The 20,107-nt window shown below is 36.7% G+C and carries 23 protein-coding genes; all 23 read left to right on the forward strand.

Going from position 1 to position 20,107, the window contains the following annotated elements:
• Positions 1–6: 6 nt before the first annotated feature.
• Complete coding sequence (gene fliM, locus BK574_RS26435) at positions 7–999, forward strand: flagellar motor switch protein FliM (protein ID WP_078430718.1); 993 nt, start codon at positions 7–9, stop codon at positions 997–999.
• Positions 992–2,254 (forward strand): flagellar motor switch phosphatase FliY, encoded by a 1,263-nt coding sequence (gene fliY / locus BK574_RS26440; protein WP_078430719.1) that lies wholly within the window; start codon positions 992–994, stop codon positions 2,252–2,254. The genes fliM and fliY overlap by 8 nt, the downstream gene beginning before the upstream one ends.
• Positions 2,255–2,334: 80 nt before the next feature.
• Complete coding sequence (locus tag BK574_RS26445) at positions 2,335–2,697, forward strand: response regulator (protein WP_075385659.1); 363 nt, start codon at positions 2,335–2,337, stop codon at positions 2,695–2,697.
• 17 nt (positions 2,698–2,714) lie between these two features.
• Positions 2,715–3,413, forward strand: coding sequence for a flagellar biosynthetic protein FliO (locus tag BK574_RS26450; protein ID WP_078430720.1), 699 nt, complete (start codon positions 2,715–2,717; stop codon positions 3,411–3,413).
• Positions 3,410–4,066 (forward strand): flagellar type III secretion system pore protein FliP, encoded by a 657-nt coding sequence (gene fliP / locus BK574_RS26455; protein ID WP_075385661.1) that lies wholly within the window; start codon positions 3,410–3,412, stop codon positions 4,064–4,066. Before BK574_RS26450 ends, fliP begins: the two co-directional genes overlap by 4 nt.
• Positions 4,067–4,092: 26 nt before the next feature.
• Positions 4,093–4,362: a flagellar biosynthesis protein FliQ gene (fliQ, locus tag BK574_RS26460; RefSeq protein WP_075385662.1), complete on the forward strand. Its 270-nt coding sequence runs from the start codon at positions 4,093–4,095 to the stop codon at positions 4,360–4,362.
• Positions 4,362–5,138: a flagellar biosynthetic protein FliR gene (gene fliR, locus BK574_RS26465; RefSeq protein ID WP_078430721.1), complete on the forward strand. Its 777-nt coding sequence runs from the start codon at positions 4,362–4,364 to the stop codon at positions 5,136–5,138. Before fliQ ends, fliR begins: the two co-directional genes overlap by 1 nt.
• 3 nt (positions 5,139–5,141) lie before the next feature.
• Positions 5,142–6,227: a flagellar biosynthesis protein FlhB gene (flhB, locus tag BK574_RS26470; protein ID WP_078430722.1), complete on the forward strand. Its 1,086-nt coding sequence runs from the start codon at positions 5,142–5,144 to the stop codon at positions 6,225–6,227.
• Positions 6,228–6,261: 34 nt separating this feature from the next.
• Positions 6,262–8,304, forward strand: a complete 2,043-nt coding sequence (gene flhA, locus BK574_RS26475) for a flagellar biosynthesis protein FlhA (RefSeq protein ID WP_075385665.1) — start codon at positions 6,262–6,264, stop codon at positions 8,302–8,304.
• The gene (flhF, locus tag BK574_RS26480) at positions 8,301–9,464 is read left to right on the forward strand and encodes a flagellar biosynthesis GTPase FlhF (protein ID WP_078430723.1); all 1,164 of its coding nucleotides are present in this window, start codon (positions 8,301–8,303) and stop codon (positions 9,462–9,464) included. Before flhA ends, flhF begins: the two co-directional genes overlap by 4 nt.
• Entirely contained in the window at positions 9,454–10,320 is an 867-nt protein-coding gene (locus tag BK574_RS26485; protein ID WP_238458098.1) for a MinD/ParA family protein, read from the forward strand. The genes flhF and BK574_RS26485 overlap by 11 nt, the downstream gene beginning before the upstream one ends.
• An 84-nt stretch (positions 10,321–10,404) precedes the next feature.
• A complete protein-coding gene (locus tag BK574_RS26490) occupies positions 10,405–11,439 on the forward strand; it encodes a protein-glutamate methylesterase/protein-glutamine glutaminase (RefSeq protein WP_238458155.1) in 1,035 nt (344 codons plus the stop codon).
• A 46-nt stretch (positions 11,440–11,485) separates the two neighbouring features.
• Positions 11,486–12,124: a chemotaxis protein CheC gene (locus tag BK574_RS26495; protein ID WP_078430725.1), complete on the forward strand. Its 639-nt coding sequence runs from the start codon at positions 11,486–11,488 to the stop codon at positions 12,122–12,124.
• Complete coding sequence (locus BK574_RS26500; RefSeq protein ID WP_078430726.1) at positions 12,117–12,605, forward strand: chemotaxis protein CheD; 489 nt, start codon at positions 12,117–12,119, stop codon at positions 12,603–12,605. Before BK574_RS26495 ends, BK574_RS26500 begins: the two co-directional genes overlap by 8 nt.
• Positions 12,606–12,735: 130 nt before the next feature.
• Entirely contained in the window at positions 12,736–13,503 is a 768-nt protein-coding gene (locus tag BK574_RS26505; RefSeq protein WP_078430727.1) for a FliA/WhiG family RNA polymerase sigma factor, read from the forward strand.
• Positions 13,504–13,533: 30 nt separating this feature from the next.
• Positions 13,534–14,919 carry a DUF342 domain-containing protein gene (locus BK574_RS26510; protein ID WP_078430728.1) on the forward strand — a complete coding sequence of 462 codons (1,386 nt, stop codon included), beginning with the start codon at positions 13,534–13,536 and terminating at the stop codon, positions 14,917–14,919.
• 33 nt (positions 14,920–14,952) lie between these two features.
• Positions 14,953–15,267, forward strand: coding sequence for a hypothetical protein (locus tag BK574_RS26515; RefSeq protein WP_075385673.1), 315 nt, complete (start codon positions 14,953–14,955; stop codon positions 15,265–15,267).
• Positions 15,268–15,278: 11 nt separating this feature from the next.
• Positions 15,279–15,800 (forward strand): DUF6115 domain-containing protein, encoded by a 522-nt coding sequence (locus BK574_RS26520; protein ID WP_078430729.1) that lies wholly within the window; start codon positions 15,279–15,281, stop codon positions 15,798–15,800.
• Positions 15,801–15,964: 164 nt separating this feature from the next.
• Positions 15,965–16,693, forward strand: a complete 729-nt coding sequence (gene rpsB, locus BK574_RS26525) for a 30S ribosomal protein S2 (protein WP_075385675.1) — start codon at positions 15,965–15,967, stop codon at positions 16,691–16,693.
• A 214-nt stretch (positions 16,694–16,907) separates the two neighbouring features.
• The gene (gene tsf / locus BK574_RS26530; RefSeq protein WP_078430730.1) at positions 16,908–17,786 is read left to right on the forward strand and encodes a translation elongation factor Ts; all 879 of its coding nucleotides are present in this window, start codon (positions 16,908–16,910) and stop codon (positions 17,784–17,786) included.
• Positions 17,787–17,894: 108 nt separating this feature from the next.
• Positions 17,895–18,611: a UMP kinase gene (pyrH, locus tag BK574_RS26535; protein ID WP_075385677.1), complete on the forward strand. Its 717-nt coding sequence runs from the start codon at positions 17,895–17,897 to the stop codon at positions 18,609–18,611.
• Between the two features lies 1 nt (position 18,612).
• Positions 18,613–19,170: a ribosome recycling factor gene (frr, locus tag BK574_RS26540; protein ID WP_075385678.1), complete on the forward strand. Its 558-nt coding sequence runs from the start codon at positions 18,613–18,615 to the stop codon at positions 19,168–19,170.
• Between the two features lie 154 nt (positions 19,171–19,324).
• Positions 19,325–20,092 carry an isoprenyl transferase gene (locus BK574_RS26545; RefSeq protein ID WP_075385679.1) on the forward strand — a complete coding sequence of 256 codons (768 nt, stop codon included), beginning with the start codon at positions 19,325–19,327 and terminating at the stop codon, positions 20,090–20,092.
• Positions 20,093–20,107 lie beyond the last annotated feature (15 nt).

Consider the following 20,107-nt stretch of genomic DNA (forward strand, 5'->3'; position numbering starts at 1 on the left):
AGGCTCTTGGCTGACATTTTGTCACAAGGTGAGATTGATGCGTTACTATCCGCTCTATCAACTGGGGAAATGGATGCTGAGGAACTGAAAAAAGAAGAAACAGAAAAAAAGGTGAAGGTTTACGATTTTAAAAGAGCTTTACGTTTTTCGAAAGATCAAATTAGAAGTTTGACGAGAATTCATGAAAATTTTGCCAGACTATTAACTACTTTTTTTTCTGCTCAACTAAGGACATTTGTCCAAATTTCAGTTGCTTCAGTTGACCAATTACCTTATGAAGAGTTTATACGTTCTATACCGAAAATGACGATACTAAATGTCTTTGAACCCTATCCTTTAGATGGTCGATTTTTAATGGAGGTCAACCCGAATATCGCTTATTCGATGTTAGATCGCCTGCTCGGCGGAAAAGGAGTTGCGGTTAATAAAATTGACAACTTAACAGAGATTGAAACTAGAATTATGTCACAGCTATTTTTACGAACATTAGAAAGTTTTACAGAAGCTTGGAGTTCCGTAGTGGAATTAGATCCAGTGATGGAAGATTTAGAAGTAAATCCACAATTTTTACAAATGGTTTCTCCTAATGAAACTGTTGTTGTCATCTCACTTTCAACCACAATTGGGGAAACTTCAGGGATGATTAACTTATGTTTACCTCATGTTACGTTAGAAGAAATTCTTCCGAAGTTGTCTGTTCATTACTGGATGCAAACGAAGAAAAAACAACGACAACCTGGTGAAGTGGAATCTTTAGAAGCATCGGTTCGAAAAGCGCCATTACTTATTCAAGCAGAACTTGGACGATCAGAAATTACGATTGAAGAATTTTTACAACTTAGTAAAGGTGATGTGATTGAGTTAGATCAAAGTATAAATCATTCTCTGTTAGTGGCTGTAGGTGGGGAGCCTAAATATAAAGCTCAACCAGGAAAGTCCAAAAATAAATTGGCAATCCAAATAACAGAGGTTATGGAGGAGGCAATGGAAGATGAATGACGATATGCTTTCCCAAGAAGAGATTAACGAACTCTTAAAGGGAGTTGGAATCGAAGAAGATGATGAGCCAACCTCAGAAGAAGAGGAAATGAATAGTTCGGATACATTAAGAATTGAGGATTACTTATCTCCTTTTGAACAAGATGCATTAGGTGAAATTGGAAATATTTCGTTTGGAAGTGCAGCTACAGCATTATCTACCTTACTTAATCAAAAAGTTGAGATAACAACACCGCAAGTAACAGTAATAAACCGAAGTTCATTAGATAAAGAGTTTCCACAACCTCACGTAGCGGTATCTGTTCAATATACTGAAGGTTTTGAAGGGATGAACTTGCTTGTCATTAAATCAACAGATGCAGCCATTATTGCAGATCTTATGTTAGGTGGGGATGGTTTAAGCGCATCAACGGATTTAAGTGAAATGCAAATTAGTGCAGTCCAGGAAGCGATGAACCAGATGATGGGGTCCGCTTCTACTTCTATGTCGACGATTTTTAATAAAAGAGTAGATATTTCTCCTCCAGGAATTGAGTTAATGAATGTTCCTGAAGAAAAAGGAATCGAAAGTATCCCAACAGATGAAATCTTGGTTAAAATTTCGTTTAGATTAAAAATTGGTAATTTAGTTGATTCATCGATTATGCAACTTTTAACAGTATCATTTGCAAAGCAGCTTGTTGATGAACTTATGAATCCGCCAGTACCTGAGCCTGTTCAAGTGGAATTAGAACAGCAACAAGTAACACAATCTGCTCATGAGCCAGCTGTTCAAGAACCTGTACAGCCAATGCCACAGCAACAACCTGCAACAGTACAACACAAGCAGCCGATTTCTCAGACGATGGATAACCAACCTGTTGCGCCGTATGAACAACCACAATATGAGCAACGCGGACAACAATATTTGGGAACACAATTTCAACAACGACAAGTTGATGTACAACCTGCTGCGTTCTCGACTTTTGAACCACCTTCACTTTCGCAAAATGAGGTCAGCAATTTAAATATGCTACTAGATATTCCTTTACATGTGACTGTCGAGCTTGGTCGAACGAAACGTTCGATAAAGGAAATTTTAGAATTTGGCCAAGGCTCTATCATTGAATTAGATAAATTGGCTGGAGAACCTGTTGATATTTTAGTAAATCAAAAATTAATAGCAAAAGGTGAAGTAGTTGTTATTGACGAAAACTTTGGGGTACGTGTAACGGATATTGTTAGTCAACAAGAAAGAATTAAAAACCTCCGCTAATCAAAATGTGTTCTAAATAGGGTTAGATCCGACCCTTTAATCAAACATCTAATTGCAGTGAATAGAAAGGATGATAATAAATGTCAGGAAAAATTCTAATTGTAGATGATGCAGCGTTTATGAGAATGATGATTAAAGATATATTATCTAAAAATGGTTTTGAAGTTGTGGGTGAAGCAACGGATGGTGCTCAAGCAGTTGAAAAATATAAAGAACTGTCACCTGACTTAGTGACGATGGATATTACAATGCCAGAAATGGATGGTATTACTTCTTTGAAAGAAATTAAGAAAATTGATCCTAATGCAAAAGTAATTATGTGTTCAGCAATGGGACAACAGGCGATGGTCATTGATGCGATCCAAGCAGGGGCAAAAGATTTTATTGTGAAGCCATTTCAAGCTGATCGTGTGTTAGAGGCAATTAAAAAGACATTAGGGTAAGGGAGGGTGATGACCCCTTGTACCGTAACTATATATATTTTCTATGTGGTTTACTAGTTGTTTTGATACTTAATTTCACTGAGCCAGTTTTTGCCGAGGAAACTGGAACTGGCTCGGTATTTGACTCTTTACCAGCCCATGATGAAGTAATCAGTGAAGAAGTTGAGGTAGCACCAATAGAAACAGAACCTGTTCCAACGGAAAATGCACCATTTGCTGATACTGCAGATACGCCATTTGAAAGTGGGACAAGTTTCTTTATGTTATTCTTGCAAATGATTGCGGCTTTAGTTGTAGTCATTGCATTAATCTATATAATGCTTCGTTTTGTTAGTAAACGAACACGTTCTTTCAGGGACCACCAAACAATGCAGAGTATTGGTGGTGTTCCACTAGGAACAAACCGTTCTTTACAAATGATTAAACTAGGAGATCGGATTCTCGTGGTTGGAGTTGGTGAATCGATTCAACTTATTAAGGAAATTGAAGACAAAGATGAAATTAAAAAAATATTGGCCCAACCAGAATTTGAGTTTGATCGAATTGAACAACCATTAAATAGAGCATCTACGTGGATTAATCAAATACTGTTAAAAAAGGGTCAAAATGATACGAATAATAAGCTCGATTTTAGTGAGCTATTAAATAAACAGTTAAAAGATGTTTCTAAGTCGCAAAAACAAATCCACGAGGCGATGAAGGAGCATAAGAAATGACAGAATTCTTGCCAACATTTAATGATGATTTATCTACTACAATACAAATTTTAATATTATTAACAGTACTATCATTAGCACCAAGTATTCTTATTCTAATGACTTGTTTTACGAGAATCATAATTGTCCTATCGTTTGTTAGAACAGGACTTGCAACACAACAAATGCCACCTAACCAGGTGTTAATTGCTCTAGCATTATTTATCACTTTTTTTATCATGGCTCCTGTATTTTCAGAAGTAAATGAACAAGCACTATCGCCATTATTAGCTGGTGAAATTGAACAAGATGAGGCCTTTGATCGTGCGGTTTTACCAATGAAAGAGTTTATGGCCAAGCATACGAGAGAAAAAGACTTGGCACTATTTATGGGGTATGCAGGCATGGATAGACCACAAACATTGGATGATATACCATTAACAGCTTTAGTTCCTGCTTTTGCGATAAGTGAAATCAAAACGGCGTTTCAAATCGGCTTTTTTATTTTTGTACCGTTTCTTGTTATCGATATGATTGTGGCGAGTGTATTGATGGCCATGGGGATGATGATGTTACCTCCAGTCATGATCGCGCTACCGTTTAAGATATTACTTTTCGTTATGGTTGACGGTTGGTATTTAGTAGTTCAATCATTATTGCTTAGTTATAGTTAGCCCAACAATAAAAGTAGGTGAAAATATTGAGTGCTGAACAAGTCATTTCTCTAGCTGAAAATGGAGTATGGACCGTTCTAATGGTTGCTGGTCCGTTATTATTAATTGCATTATCTTTAGGGTTACTCGTCAGTATTTTTCAGGCGACAACCCAGATTCAAGAACAAACGTTAGCATTTATTCCAAAGATTGTCGGGGTATTCGTCGGATTAGTATTTTTTGGTCCGTGGATGTTGTCTCAATTAATTAATTTTACGTACCATATTTTTAATAACTTACACCGGGTTGTTGGGTAATGTTAGAATGGATTAACTTTTTGCCTGCTTTCTTATTAATTTTTATTAGAGTGCTGGCTTTTTTTACAGTCATGCCTATCTTCTCTTATCGAACGATACCAAATACGTTTAAAGTTGGACTTGCTGTCTATTTAGCCTGGATTATGTTCTTTACGCTTGATGCACCAGAACTACCGATGGATGAAACATATTTTCTTCTAATTATAAAAGAAGTTATGGTTGGGTTACTCGTCGGATTAGTTGCTATGATTCTTTTATATGCCATTCAAGTTGCGGGTGCATTTATTGATATAAAGATGGGCTTTATGATTGCTAACGTTGTAGACCCTGGAACGGGTGCTCAATCTCCTTTAATTGGAGGGTATTTATATACGTTTGCTCTTTTATTACTTCTTGTCAGTGACGCCCATCATTTGTTAATTGATGGTGTTTTCTATAGTTATCAGTTTATTCCGTTAGAGCAACCATTTTTACCACTTGGAAACGAAAATGTAATTGAGTTTATCTTTTTAACTTTCAATAAAATGTTTATTATCGCTTTCCAAATGGCATTTCCAATTGTAGGATCATTATTTTTGGTCGATGTGGCTCTTGGAATGATTTCGCGTGCGGTTCCGCAAATGAATGTATTTGTCGTTGGGATGCCTTTAAAAATTCTTGTTGGTCTGCCATTATTAATGTTATTTTTAGGGGTATTTTATATGATTGTTCAACAGCTGTTTGAAACAATTGTTCTAACGATGAGAACGCTCATGCAATTACTAGGGGGGGGCTAGTCGGTGCCTTACATCCAATTAGATCTACAATATTTCGCCCAAGAAAAAACGGAAAAAGCGACACCGAAGAAACGTCAAGACACTCGAAAAAAAGGTCAAGTTCCTAAAAGTACTGACGTAAATACAGCTATTATTTTATTACTTGTTTTTTTATTTCTTTGGTTCATCGGCCATATCGTCGGTGATTATTTGTTAGCGATGTTGAAACATACGTTTCAGAACTACATGTTATTAGATTTAACAGAACTGACACTACAAATGGTTCTAAATGAAGTAACGTATACATCAGCCATAGTGGTATTACCAATCATGCTTGTCGCTTTAATAGCAGGTGTGTTTAGTAGTTATTTGCAAGTTGGTCCGCTATTTTCAACAGAAGCCATCCAACCAAAACTATCAAAATTAGATCCAATCAAAGGTTTCAAAAGAATTTTTTCTGTTAGAGCTATCGTCGAATTATTAAAATCACTTTTGAAAATTTCGTTTGTCGGCACTGTTGTTTTTATGGTTTTATGGCTGAGTCTTGACTCGGTTATGATCTTATCCCAAAAGGCAGTTGCTGACGGGTTTTATCAAATTGCACAATTAACAGTCATTATGGGAATTATTGTTGCGATATTGTTACTAATTTTATCCATTCCTGATTATTTATATCAAAAATACGACCATGAAAAGCAAATTAAAATGTCAAAACAAGACATTAAAGATGAGCATAAAAACATGGAGGGTGACCCAAAAGTTAAATCAAAACGAAAACAAAAGCAAATGGAAATGGCGATGTCTCGGATGATGCAAGAAGTTCCAAAAGCAGACGTTGTCATTACGAACCCAACTCACTATGCCGTAGTCTTAAAATACGACGGAGTAAAGATGGATGCTCCAGTTGTTACTGCAAAAGGAGTCGATTATGTTGCTTTTAAAATTCGTTCCATTGCGAAAAATCACGATGTTACAATCGTTGAAAATAAACCTTTAGCTCGGGCTTTGTATGCACAAGCTAATATTGGCAATCCAGTCCCAGAGGATTTGTTTATGGCTGTTGCTGAGGTCCTTGCTTATGTGTATCGTCTAAAAAAGCAAGAAGTTTAGTAGTAAATGTTGGTAGAAGGGGAGAGAGGTTCAATTGTCCATTAAAGATTTATCTGTATTACTAGGCGTAATCTTAATCATTATTATGTTGATCATTCCTTTACCGCCTGCAATGCTGGATGTTCTCATTATTTGTAATATCTCTCTTGCTCTTGTAATTATATTAGTAGCAATGAATACGCGGGAACCACTTCAATTTTCCATTTTCCCGACCCTTTTGCTACTTGTTACCCTGTTTAGACTGGGACTTAATGTTTCAACAACACGTTCAATTCTTGGAAACGCAGAAGCTGGGAATGTGATTGAAACGTTTGGGTCGTTTGTTGTTGGTGGAAATGCGCTCGTTGGTTTTGTCGTTTTCCTTATCTTAATTATCATTCAGTTTCTAGTCATTACAAAAGGAGCTGAGCGTGTATCTGAAGTAGGTGCACGTTTTACATTAGATGCAATGCCAGGGAAACAGATGAGTATTGATGCTGATTTAAATGCAGGAATGATTTCAGATATAGAAGCGAAAGAGCGTCGACAAAAGATCGAACAAGAAGCAGATTTTTACGGTTCGATGGATGGTGCGAGTAAGTTTGTTAAAGGTGACGCTATTGCGGGTATTGTTATTGTAATTATTAACCTTATATTTGGTTTAGTCATTGGAATGACGCAACTTGGGATGGGAATTGGGGAAGCTGCCAATACGTTCACATTGCTTACGGTTGGAGATGGACTAGTCAGCCAAATTCCTGCGTTATTAATTTCAACGGCAACGGGCATCGTTGTTACTCGTGCTACTTCTGAAGGGAATTTAGGGCATGATATTACCAAACAGTTGTTAGCTTATCCAATGATGCTCTATGTAGCAGGTGGAACGATCTTTTTATTAGGGGTCATTACACCGATTACACCGTACGTGACTTTTCCGATTGCAGGACTTCTTGTATATGGTGGATGGTATTTATCGAGAGCACAAAAGAAATCACTCGAAGAAGAGGCATCTAAAACGGATGAAACAGAAGATACAAATGAAGATTTGAAGTCGCCAGAAAGTGTTGTTAATTTATTACAAATTGACCCGATTGAATTTGAGTTTGGGTATGGGCTTATTCCGTTAGCAGATGCAAATCAAGGTGGAGATTTACTAGACCGTGTCGTGATGATCAGACGTCAACTTGCTTTGGAGTTTGGTATGATCGTTCCTGTTATTCGAATAAGAGACAATATACAATTACAACCGAATGAATATGTCATCAAAATTAAAGGCAATGAAATTGCCAAAGGTGACCTGCTTTTAGATCATTATATGGCGATGAGTCCAGGTATTGATGATGAGTCAATCGTCGGTATTGACACGATTGAACCTGCATTTGGATTACCTGCATTATGGATTGGGGAAGATATGAAAGAACAAGCTGAGTTGTCAGGTTATACCGTTGTCGATCCTCCATCTGTTGTTTCTACTCATTTAACAGAGGTTATTAAACGTCATGCACACGAGTTAATCGGAAGACAAGAAACAAAGCAACTCGTGGATCATTTAAAAGAAGCATACCCTACTCTTGTAGAGGATGTGACACCAAATCCATTGACCATCGGTGAAATACAAAAAGTACTTGCTAAATTATTACGTGAAAATGTCTCTATACGAAACTTACCGATTATATTTGAAGTGTTAGCAGACTATGGACCAATGTCAAAAGATATGGACCTTATTACGGAATATGTTCGACAAGGGTTATCAAGACAAATTTCAAAGCAATACTCTATACCAGGAGAGCCTCTTTATGTTGTAACGTTAAGTGGTTCTGTAGAAAAACGAATTGCAGAAGCGGTACAGCAAACAGAACATGGAAACTTTCTATCAATCGATCCAAATCAATCACAACAAATAGTTGAAATGGCATCACAGGAAGCGGATCGTCTATCGCAAATGGGGCAAGTTCCAATTATACTATGCTCTCCTGCTGTAAGGATGTACGTTCGTCAATTATTAGAACGATATATGCCGAGTGTACCTGTATTATCATATAACGAGTTAGAACCAGATGTTGAGGTACAAAGTGTTGGGGTGGTGAATGTAGATTGAAAGTAAAAAAAATTATAGCTCAGTCGATGCCAGAAGCGATGAAAAAAATACGGGAAGAGTTGGGTCATGATGCAGTCATTTTAAATTCAAGAGAAATTGTAACAGGTGGATTTCTAGGCTTTTTTACTAAGAAGAATATTGAAGTTATTGCAGCCGTTGACCAGACACCCACGATTAAACGACCAAACCCCAAAAAACAACAGATCAACAAGGAAGGGCGCCATGAACCATCAGGCGTCCTTCGGCAAAATAGAGTGAAAGTTCCTGAACCAAATCAAGATCACTTGATGAAAGAAATCAAACATCTTAAAACATTAATTTCTTCGTTAACGAGCAAACCATCAGAAACACAACAAGATTATCCTGAACCTTTTCAGTCTATACATGATTTGCTAGAAGACCAAGAGGTAGGTAAATCACTTCGATTAAAAACGATGAAGCATTTATTAAAAAAATGGTACGAAAGAGAAACTGAAACACCAACAAAAGAAGAAGTGCATGCATGGTTAAGAGATTATTTACTATCTTCATTTAGTGACCTACATATGGGTGGGATTTCATTTACTAAGCGTTTTGTTAATATTGTTGGACCAACAGGTGTTGGGAAAACGACGACGATCGCAAAAATTGCTGCGCATAGTGTTTTAAAAAAGCATAAAAAAGTGGCGCTTATTACGACGGATACATATCGGATCGCAGCCGTTGAACAATTAAAAACATATGCCAAAATTTTAAATATTCCGCTTGAAGTTGCTTATTCAATCGAAGATTTTAAAAAGGCAAAAAATCTATTTGCTAATTATGACCTCGTGCTAGTCGATAGTGCAGGACGTAATTTTAGAAATCCGCTGTATGTAGAGGAACTACAAAAAGTAATGGACTTCACGGATGAAGTTGAAACGTATTTGGTTCTTGCCCTTACGTCCAAATACCGAGATATGGAAGCGATTTATGAACAGTTTTCGCTGATTCATATTGATAAAGTAATTTTTACGAAAAAAGATGAAACCTCATATTACGGAACAATGCTAACATTTGTTGAAAAATATAAAATTGGAGTTGCTTATATTACACTCGGTCAAAATGTCCCAGATGACATCGTAGAAGGTAGTGCAACAGAAATTGTAAATTCTATAGTTGAGGTAAAAAATGATGAATGACCAAGCACAAAGTTTAAGGGAAATAATGGAAAACCAAGACAGCAAGAAGGATACAAAGGTCATTTCAGTAGTAAGTGGGAAAGGCGGCGTTGGAAAGTCGAATTTTGCAATTAACTTTTCCTTAGGCCTTTCACGTGCTGGAAAACGCGTATTATTATTTGATTTGGATATTGGAATGGCCAATATAGATATTTTAATGGGCGTTTCTAGTAAATATAACATTGTTGATATGATTGAAAATGAATTAACGATCTGGGAAATTATCGAGTTAGGTCCAGAAAATATATCATTCGTTTCTGGGGGATCAGGATTTACCCAACTATTTAAACTTAACGAACAAAAATTTCAACGGTTTGTTTCACAGCTTGAATTATTAAGAGATCAATTTGATTATATTATTTTTGATATGGGTGCAGGAGTCTCTGATGATAGTATGCAATTTATTTTATCATCAAATGAAGTCATTCTAGTGACGACACCTGAACCGACTTCCATCACTGACGCTTATGCGATGCTTAAATATATTAATATCAAAATAGATGAAATTCAGTGTTTATTGATTATAAACCGAACAGAAACTGATAAAGAAGGGCAGCTGACTGCTCAAAACTTTCAACGTGTCGTCAAACAATTTTTACAAAAAGACATAATGTATCTTGGTAATATTCCAAATGACAAAACGGTTACTAAAGCAGTCAAATCTCAAATACCGTTTCTACTTTTAGACCCGAAAGCAAAGTCGAGCAGGGCTCTGGAGTTAATAGTTCAGCAATTTTTAGGTGAACAAAACGAAGAACCATTAAAACCTCACTTTAATTCGTTTATCAAGCGCTTTAAACTCCTGTTTAGTTCTTAATTACAATAGATAATTTGTTTCATGGTGAGGGGGGATTTTGTGCAAGACAAAATCACTGTTTTAGTTGTTGATGATTCTGCATTTATGAGGAAGGTCATCACTGATCTATTACAACAAGATGAGCGGATTGAAGTAGTTGGTACGGCAAGAAACGGACAGGATGCTCTTAATAAATTAACAACGATAACGCCATCAGTTATTACTCTAGATGTCGAAATGCCAGTAATGGACGGGTTGGTAACGTTAAGAAAGATAATGAAAAAAAAACCTATTCCTGTCGTGATGGTCAGTAGTATAACATTACAAGGTGCTGAAAATACGGTGTTGGCGATGGAATATGGTGCCGTTGATTTTATTACCAAAACATCTGGAGCCATATCACTTGATATTTATAAAATTAAGGATGAATTGATTGAGAAAGTGATTTTGGCAGCTCAATCAAAAGTGAATAATTTTATGAAGAATGCCCGAAAGGACTTAATTAATTCGATTCATAGTAAGGATAGTCATAAATCGGGAACATCTTATCAATTTATGGCAGATAGTAGGAAAAAGGTGGTTGCGATCGGTACTTCCACAGGAGGCCCCAAAGCTTTACAAGAAGTATTAACTAAGATACCGTCTGCAATTAATGCTCCAATCCTTGTCGTACAGCATATGCCAGCAGGGTTTACGAAATCTTTGGCCAATCGCCTAAATTCTTTGTGCAGTATTGAAGTGAAAGAAGCAGAGGACGGTGAGATAATAAAATGTGGTGTTGCATACATAGCACCAGGAGGTTCACACTTAAATGTCAAGAAAATCGGGACGACGTTAGCTGTTCAATTAAATCAATTATCACCACGAAATGGTCATCGGCCGTCAGTTGATGTTTTGTTCGAATCTTTAGCTGACCTTTCAAACTATAGCATTCTTACGGTTGTTATGACAGGAATGGGAGCAGATGGTTCCCAAGGACTAATAAAATTGAAAAAACAATGTAATACGTATTCGATTGCTGAAGCAAAGGAATCGTGTATTGTCTTTGGAATGCCCCGTGCAGCAATCAAAACAAATCAAGTAGATGAAGTGGTCCACCTAAAGAAAATAAGTATGCGTATTAGTGAGTTAGTTACTTGATTTACCCTATAGAAATATAAAAAAGTGTTGTAGGGAGAGGTTGGATATGAGTTATTATGAACGAATTAAGCCGTACCATTTAGATGTTTTAAAAGAGATAGGTAATATTGGTGCTGGTAATGCAGCGACAGCACTTTCAAAGTTATTAAATAAAAGCATTGATATGAAAGTACCATCTGTAAAAATCATCTCTTTCCAAGAAATTACAGAGTTAGTTGGAGGTGCGGATCAAGTAGTTGCAGCTATTTTTCTTAGATTAGAAGGAGAGGCACCAGGAAGCATGTTTTTACTACTTCCGATTTTTGAGGCAGAACAGCTCATCCAACGTTTAACTGGCAATTCAAAATTCCAGTTAGCTGAACCCCCGTTTGATGAAATTGGGTTGTCTGCTTTACAAGAGATGGGGAATATATTAGCAGGTTCTTATCTCTCCGCTCTTTCAGATTTTACACGATTGAATTTACAGCCATCAGTTCCTGCGATAAGTATTGATTTAGCAGGTGCTATATTAAGTTATGGGTTAATTGAAGTATCACAAGTAAGTGATTATGTTATTGTTATTAATACTGAAGTTCATGAAGTTAATGATGAGTTTCAGCATTCAAGTGGGCATTTCTTTTTACTTCCAGATCCTAATGCGTTTGGGCGAATATTTAATGCTTTAGGGGTAGAGATGGATGAGTGAAGTTGTAAAAGTTGGAATGGCTGATCTAAATATAGTTAAATCCCCACAAACGATTAGAACATCTGGGTTAGGATCATGTGTTGGAGTTGTTTTATATGACGATTATTCATATATTTCAGGGATGGCACACATTATGCTTCCAGATTCAACACTTGCTAAGACGGGTACTTTAAACGTTGCCAAGTATGCAGATACTGCCATTGTTGAATTGATCCAGCAGTTGAAAAGTGCAGGGGCAAAAACCCATGCTCTAAGAGCAAAAATCGCTGGTGGAGCTCAAATGTTTCATTTTTCAAGTACGAACGATATGATGAGGATTGGCCCAAGAAATGTTGATGCTGTGAGAGAAAAATTGAAAGAGCTTAGAATACCAATCGTAGCACAAGATGTTGGGGGCAGTAGTGGTCGAACGATAGAATTTAATCCTTCAACAAAAAAATTACATATCCGAACGGTTAGTCAAGGGGCTAAGGAAATTTAATGTTAGGGAATTTAATAACATCTATGCTTCCGTAACTTCACTTTTCAATTCGTTTTTTACGTTCATTAGGGAATAATTTATCATAACTATTAATTTAGAATGAACATCTCGGTGACAAGGAGGTTTAATCATGCCTGAAGCATCTTTATATGAGGAACAAAAATTATGGGATAAGTGGCTTTGTACTAAAGATGGTGAGGCTGCAGACTCATTAATACGTTTATATATGCCACTCGTTCGGTATCATGTGAGTCGTGTGGGTTCAGGGCTTCCACGCAATGTAAATAAGGATGATTTAATGAGTCATGGGATGATGGGTTTGTATGATGCGCTAGAAAAGTTTGATTCACGGCGGGATTTAAAGTTTGATACGTATGCCTCATTTCGAATTCGCGGAGCCATAATTGATGGGCTAAGAAAAGAAGACTGGTTACCTCGATCGTTAAGGGAAAAATCAAAAAAAGTAGAAGCAACGATTGAGCGGCTAGAACAATCATTAGGGCGGTATGTTAAAGCGAATGAAGTAGCAAATGAATTAGGAATGACAGAAGAAGAAGTCATGCATATAATGTCTGAAAGTTTTTATGCGAATATGCTTTCCATGGACGAAAAGACGAACGAATCTGACCGCGATGAATCATATAAAGCAACAATTGAAGATAAACGAACGTTAACCCCAGAACAATCTGTAATGGAAGGGGCTACTAAAAAAGAATTAGTTCGAGTAATTCAAAATTTGAACGAAAAAGAACAGATGGTAATTAGTCTGTTTTATTTTGAAGAATTAACGTTAACAGAAATAGGACAAGTGTTAGGCTTATCTACATCCCGTATTTCACAAATTCACTCTAAGGCTTTATTTAGACTACAGCAAGTATTAAAAAGTGCGATAAGCTAACAAATGCTAATCGAAAGCGGTGGAAAAACAATGAGTCACTTAGATGACATTTTTGAAATTCAAATTAGTAATGATAAGATGAGAGCAACGATGCTTCAACATCAAAAAATTGGTGAAAATACAGAACTTGTCCTAGAAGAATTACAAAATTGGGTGAAAGAACATGGTGTTATTTTTGGGATATATGTAGAAAACTTAAAAAAGATCGTCGATGATAACGGAAGTATCACATCTCCAATTGTTATTGCAGAAGGGAAAAGCCCAATCAACGGCAATAATGCATATCTAGATGCAGTTCAGTTAGACATGAACAATGGAATTAACGAAAAAGTGGTCCGGGTTGATTTGAAAAATGTCGCTGATATTCCTTCTGTAAAACAAGGTCAAGTTGTCGGTAAAAAAATTGAAGCGACAATCGGCCAACCTGGTTTAAATGTAATAGGGGAAGAAATTTCTGCAAAATCTGGAAAGGATTTTATATTACGCCCTGGAAAAAATACATCCGTTTCTGAAGATAAATTAAAATTAATCGCACAAGTAGACGGGCAGCGCTGTATAGAAACAAAAACGATTCATGTGTACCCAGTGTACCAAGTACATGGTGACCTTGATATGAAAACTGGAAATATTGAATTTATAGGTAATGTAACGATACGAGGAAATGTACCAGCTGGTTTTGAAGTGAAGGCTAAAGGGGATATTCGAGTTCAAGGAACAGTCGAAGCTGCTACATTAATTTCAGAAGGTTCAATATTCGTAGCTGCTGGGATTGTCGGTCAAGGAAAAGGAATAGTAAAGGCAAAAAAGGATATACATACAAGTTTTATTAATCAAGGGAATGTCGAAGCGGAAGGTAATGTTTTCGTTAATCAATCGATCTTACATAGTAAATGCATCGTTAACGGTAGTATTGACTGTACAAAAGGGAAAGGTAATATTGTCGGTGGACAATTATCGGCAGGCCATGAAATTAGCGCTAACGAAATTGGTAATAATATGCACACTACAACAGAACTGTTCATTGGAGTCCATCAACAGGTATTAGAAAGTATAACAACACACCAAAAGCAATTAAAGCTAGCCTCAGAAGAATTAGAAAAGCTTAATAAATTACTACTCGTTTTTGAATTAAAGGAACAACAAGGAAAAGCTTTACAGCCAAAAGAACGAATAATGAAATTACGAGTAAAAAATACGATCAATCAAACAGAAGAAAAAAAAGCGATAGCTGAAGAAGAATTATTAGAATTGAACGAGGAACTAATACAAAGTCAGACAGGTGTCGTTAAAGTAAAACGTCATATGTATCCAAATGTAAATTTAACTTTTGGTAAATATCGAAGAAAAATTACAGTTAATCATCAGTATGTAAAAGTTTCTATTATTGATAGTGAAATACAAATCATTCCATTATAATGAATTTAACAAAACAGTGGAGTGTGACTATCGATGAGTTTAAGACCAGTCGAAATGCAAGGATCTTTTCCACGCGCTCAAACAGCAGGGAAGATACAAGAACAATTACAGCAACGTGGTCAAGTAGGACAAGATATTATTGCTAATGAACATAAGAAGGAACTAGACCAAAAGCGAAAGCAAGTTAATAAGTCTGATTCATCAGACCCTAGTAAGCTAGAACCTGATAAAGAAAATGAAAAAGAAAAACATCAGCAACAGGAACCTAGAAAACATAAACGAGAAAAAGAACGTGAAATAAATGTAGAGCACCCATATAAGGGGAAATATGTCGATTTTTCAGGTTAAGGAGAACATATATGGTTCAATTTTTACTAACTACTAGTCTAGTATTACATTTGCTTACTTTCCTATGGATCATAACTTTGCTCCAAAAAGTTAACAATCAACAAATAAGTCCAATTAATGATGAAAAAATTAAACGCGAAATAGAGGATTTGTTAGTCGCTTACACAACTGAAATGAAGGAAGAAAATGAAAAGCTGCTAGAACAAGTTAAGATGCTGCAAGAAGCAAATACTTCACCAGTATCCCTTAATGAGAAAGTAATGGAACAATTAAAAGTTGAACATGAGCCTATTGTGATAAACAGTAAAGAGGAGATCAAGGAAGATGTTACTCAGCGCCATACAGTGGATCAATATAAATATGAAGATTATCAACCACCAACGATTCAAGTAGATGAACCAGATATGTATGAGCAGTCCAATACAGCAAAAGTGTTACTACTAGCCGAGCAAGGGTTTTCATCTGAAGAAATTGCAAAAAAATTAAGTCTCGGAAAAGGCGAAGTAGAGTTAATGATAAAATTTTATCGATAAAATATTCTAGCTCCCTTGCTATTACTTTCTCGTTGTGGTATATTAATTCACGGTGTTAATCACACACGCATTCTAATTTAAGTAGGGGTGCTGAATTATTTTCAGTCTTACTTAAAGATGACGATTGCGGAGGAAAACAAAAACCATTGAAGGAGGTGTTTGATGTGGCAGTAATTTCAATGAAACAATTACTAGAGGCAGGGGTACACTTCGGTCACCAAACTCGTCGTTGGAACCCAAAGATGTCTCGCTACATCTTCACAGAACGTAACGGAATTTACATCATCGATTTACAAAAGACTGTTAAAAAGGTTGAGGAAGCTTACAATTTTGTAAGAGACCTAGCAGCAGACGGAGGAAAAGTTTTGTTTGTTGGTACAAAGAAACAAGCTCAAGATTCTGTTAAAGAAGAAGCTGAGCGTTGTGGAATGTATTTCATCAACCAACGTTGGTTAGGTGGTACGCTAACAAATTTCACTACAATCCAAAAACGTGTTGGACGCTTAAAAGAGCTTGAAAGAATGCAAGAAGACGGTACGTTTGAAGTACTTCCTAAGAAAGAAGTAATTCTTCTTAAGAAGGAAATGGATCGTCTTGAAAAGTTCTTAGGTGGAATTAAAGATATGAAAGCAGTTCCAGATGCTTTATTCATTATCGATCCACGTAAAGAACGTATTGCAATTGCAGAAGCTCATAAACTAAACATCCCAATTGTTGCTATTGTAGATACAAACTGTGATCCAGATGAGATTGACTATGTTATTCCTGGTAACGATGATGCAATTCGTGCCGTAAAGCTTCTTACTGGTAAAATGGCTGATGCTATTATCGAAGCTACTTCAGCTGCTGGTAATGAAAGCCAAGAGCAAGTAGAAGTAGAAGAAACGGTTTAATTTCATTTGCTCTTCAAAAGGGTGGTAAAGGGGTTTGCCCTTTATCACCTTTTTTTCAAAAAGACTAGTAATCAAATGTTAGGTTACTTTTCTTTAAAGTGAACATGCATATAAGGATTGGCCTATTCAAAACAACGACATATATACAGTCAAGAATTTGAAAAATCATGTTATATGCAAAAAAATTACATACAACCATAAGGAGGAATTGATGATGGCAATTACTGCTAGCATGGTAAAAGAATTACGTGAAAAAACAGGTGCAGGGATGATGGACTGCAAAAAAGCATTAGTAGAAACGAATGGTGATATGGAAAAAGCAATTGACTTCCTTCGTGAAAAAGGAATTGCAAAAGCTGCTAAAAAAGCAGACCGTATTGCTGCTGAAGGTTTAGCATACGTAGCAACTGAAGGAAACAAAGCAGTCATCGTTGAGATTAACTCTGAAACAGACTTTGTTGCGAAAAACGACAACTTTAAGAACTTAGTAGCAGAGTTAGCGAAACAAGTGTTAGCAAACAACCCTGCAACGGTTGAGGAAGCATTATCTCAAACGATGAACGGTGAAACGGTTGAAGCGTATATCAACAGTCAGATCGCAAAAATTGGTGAGAAGATTTCTCTTCGTCGCTTTGAAATTGTAGAAAAAGCAGATACAGCTGTGTTCGGTTCTTATTTACATATGGGAGGACGTATCGCAGTTCTTACGGTTCTTGACGGCACAACTGATGAAAGCTTAGCAAAAGACGTTGCAATGCATATTGCAGCAATTAAGCCAATTTACGTATCACGTGATGAAGTTCCAGCTGAAGAAGTAAGCCGTGAGCGTGAAGTATTAAAGCAACAAGCACTTAACGAAGGAAAGCCAGAAAACATCGTTGAGAAAATGGTGGAAGGCCGCTTAAGCAAATATTTTGAAGATGTATGTTTACTTGACCAACCATTTGTTAAAGATAGTGACCATAAAGTAGGTAAATATGTTGCAAACAAAGGGGCATCTGTTCAAACATTCATTCGCTATGAAGTAGGCGAAGGTATGGAAAAACGTGAAGACAACTTCGCTGAAGAAGTAATGTCTCAAGTGAAGAAATAATTATTAAACTTAACTGTAGGGAGCACTCTGTGTTCCCTATTTTTCAAAAAGAGCATTTGATGCCCTTAAGGTAATAGATGGACCTATTTGGCGCTAATGGAGGTAAACATGAGCAAATATAATCGCGTAGTCCTAAAACTAAGTGGCGAAGCATTAGCTGGTGACTTAGGATATGGGATTGACCCAGCAGTCATCCAATCGATTGCAACTCAAGTTAAGGAAATTATTGAATTAGATGTTGAAGTAGCTGTTGTTGTAGGTGGAGGAAACATTTGGCGCGGTATGGCAGGTAGTGCAAAAGGAATGGACCGCGCGACGGCTGACTACATGGGTATGTTAGCAACGGTAATGAACTCACTAGCTCTTCAAGACAGTCTTGAAACGATTGGCGTGCAAACACGTGTTCAAACATCGATTGAAATGAGACAAGTAGCAGAACCTTATATTCGCCGAAAGGCAATTCGTCACCTAGAGAAAAAACGTGTCGTGATTTTTGCTGCAGGTACGGGTAATCCGTATTTCTCAACGGATACAACTGCTGCTTTAAGAGCTGCTGAAATAGAAGCCGAAGTGATCCTTATGGCTAAAAATAAAGTAGATGGTGTATACAGTGCAGATCCAGCGGTTGATGCAACCGCAAAGAAATACGAATCGATTACGTACCTTGATTTATTGAAAGAAGGATTAGCTGTAATGGATTCAACTGCTTCTTCATTGTGTATGGACAACGATATACCACTTATTGTTTTTTCAATTATGGAAGAAGGAAATATAAAACGTGCTGTTCTAGGTGAACAAATCGGAACAGTTGTAAGGGGGAGTTAATATGTCAAAAGAATTAATGCAAGACGCACAAGTTCGAATGAAAAAAGCAATAGATGCACTGAATCGTGAATTATCTACCTTACGTGCAGGGCGTGCAAACCCAGGTTTACTTGAAAAAGTAACTGTAGAATACTACGGGGCTCCAACTCCATTAAACCAATTAGCAACGATTTCTGTCCCAGAAGCTCGGATGTTAGTGATCCAGCCATTCGATAAAACCATTATTGGAGATATAGAAAAAGCGATCTTAAAATCAGATTTAGGCCTAACTCCTTCTAACGACGGAACGATTATTCGTATTACAATCCCAGCTTTAACCGAAGAGCGTCGTAAAGAACTTGTGAAACTGGTTAAAAAATATGCAGAAGAAGGAAAAGTGGCAGTTAGGAATATTCGCCGCGACATTAATGATGATTTGAAAAAGTTACAAAAAGATGGCGAGTTAACAGAAGATGATCTGCGTCGTTCAACGGATGAAGTACAAAAAATGACGGATAAACACATCGCTGATATCGATCAAGTAGCTTTAAATAAAGAAAAAGAAATCATGGAAGTATAAGTGATTTCACGGTACAATAGAATAATGTAAATAGACCCTCTTAATACAGGGGGTTTTTTTACACTGTTCTATTGAAAATGGTACATTTTCTTGGATTCGTATTATAGCTATTCCATCTGGAAAAAATGGATGGTGTTGTTTTGGAGGGCTAGAAATGCTTGAGAAGTTTAAAAAGTGGAAATCGTCTAATGAAATAGACAGACCCTCACTTGAAGTGGATTTAGAAAATATTCCAAGTCACGTCGCCATCATTATGGATGGCAATGGTCGATGGGCTAAAAATAAAGGGCTCCCTAGGGTTGCTGGCCATCGTGAAGGCATGAAAGTTGTAAATAAAATTGTTAGCCGTGCAAACGAGTTAGGTGTAAAAGTATTAACTTTGTATGCTTTTTCAACGGAGAATTGGAAAAGGCCGAAAACTGAAGTTGATTTTTTAATGAAATTACCCGAACGTTATCTTAGTAACGAACTCCCTAAATTAAAAAAGGAAAATGTGAAAGTTCGCTTGATGGGGTGTGCTGAAGAATTACCCTCACATACACTTCGTGCTGTAGAAACGGCTATCGAAGAAACGAAAGATAATACAGGATTAATTTTAAATTTTGCACTAAATTACGGGAGTCGAATTGAAATCGTAAAAGCGATTCGTGCTTTAGCCATTGAAGTTGAACAAGGTAAACTTTCACCAGAACAAATCTCAGAAGGATACATTCAACAACACTTAATGACAAGTGATTTGAGTGATCCTGATTTGCTTATTCGTACGAGCGGTGAACTTCGATTAAGTAATTTTATGCTTTGGCAGTTAGCATATAGTGAATTTTGGTTTACAGATGTTTTATGGCCAGATTTTACAGAAGAGCATTTTGAGGAGGCTATACGTGTTTTTCAAAAAAGGGGCCGTAGATACGGTGGCGTATAGAGAGGAGGAAGATCA

Origin of the sequence: Alkalihalobacterium alkalinitrilicum (genome assembly GCF_002019605.1) — a bacterium.
GTDB classification, from domain to species: domain Bacteria; phylum Bacillota; class Bacilli; order Bacillales; family Bacillaceae_F; genus Alkalihalobacterium; species Alkalihalobacterium alkalinitrilicum.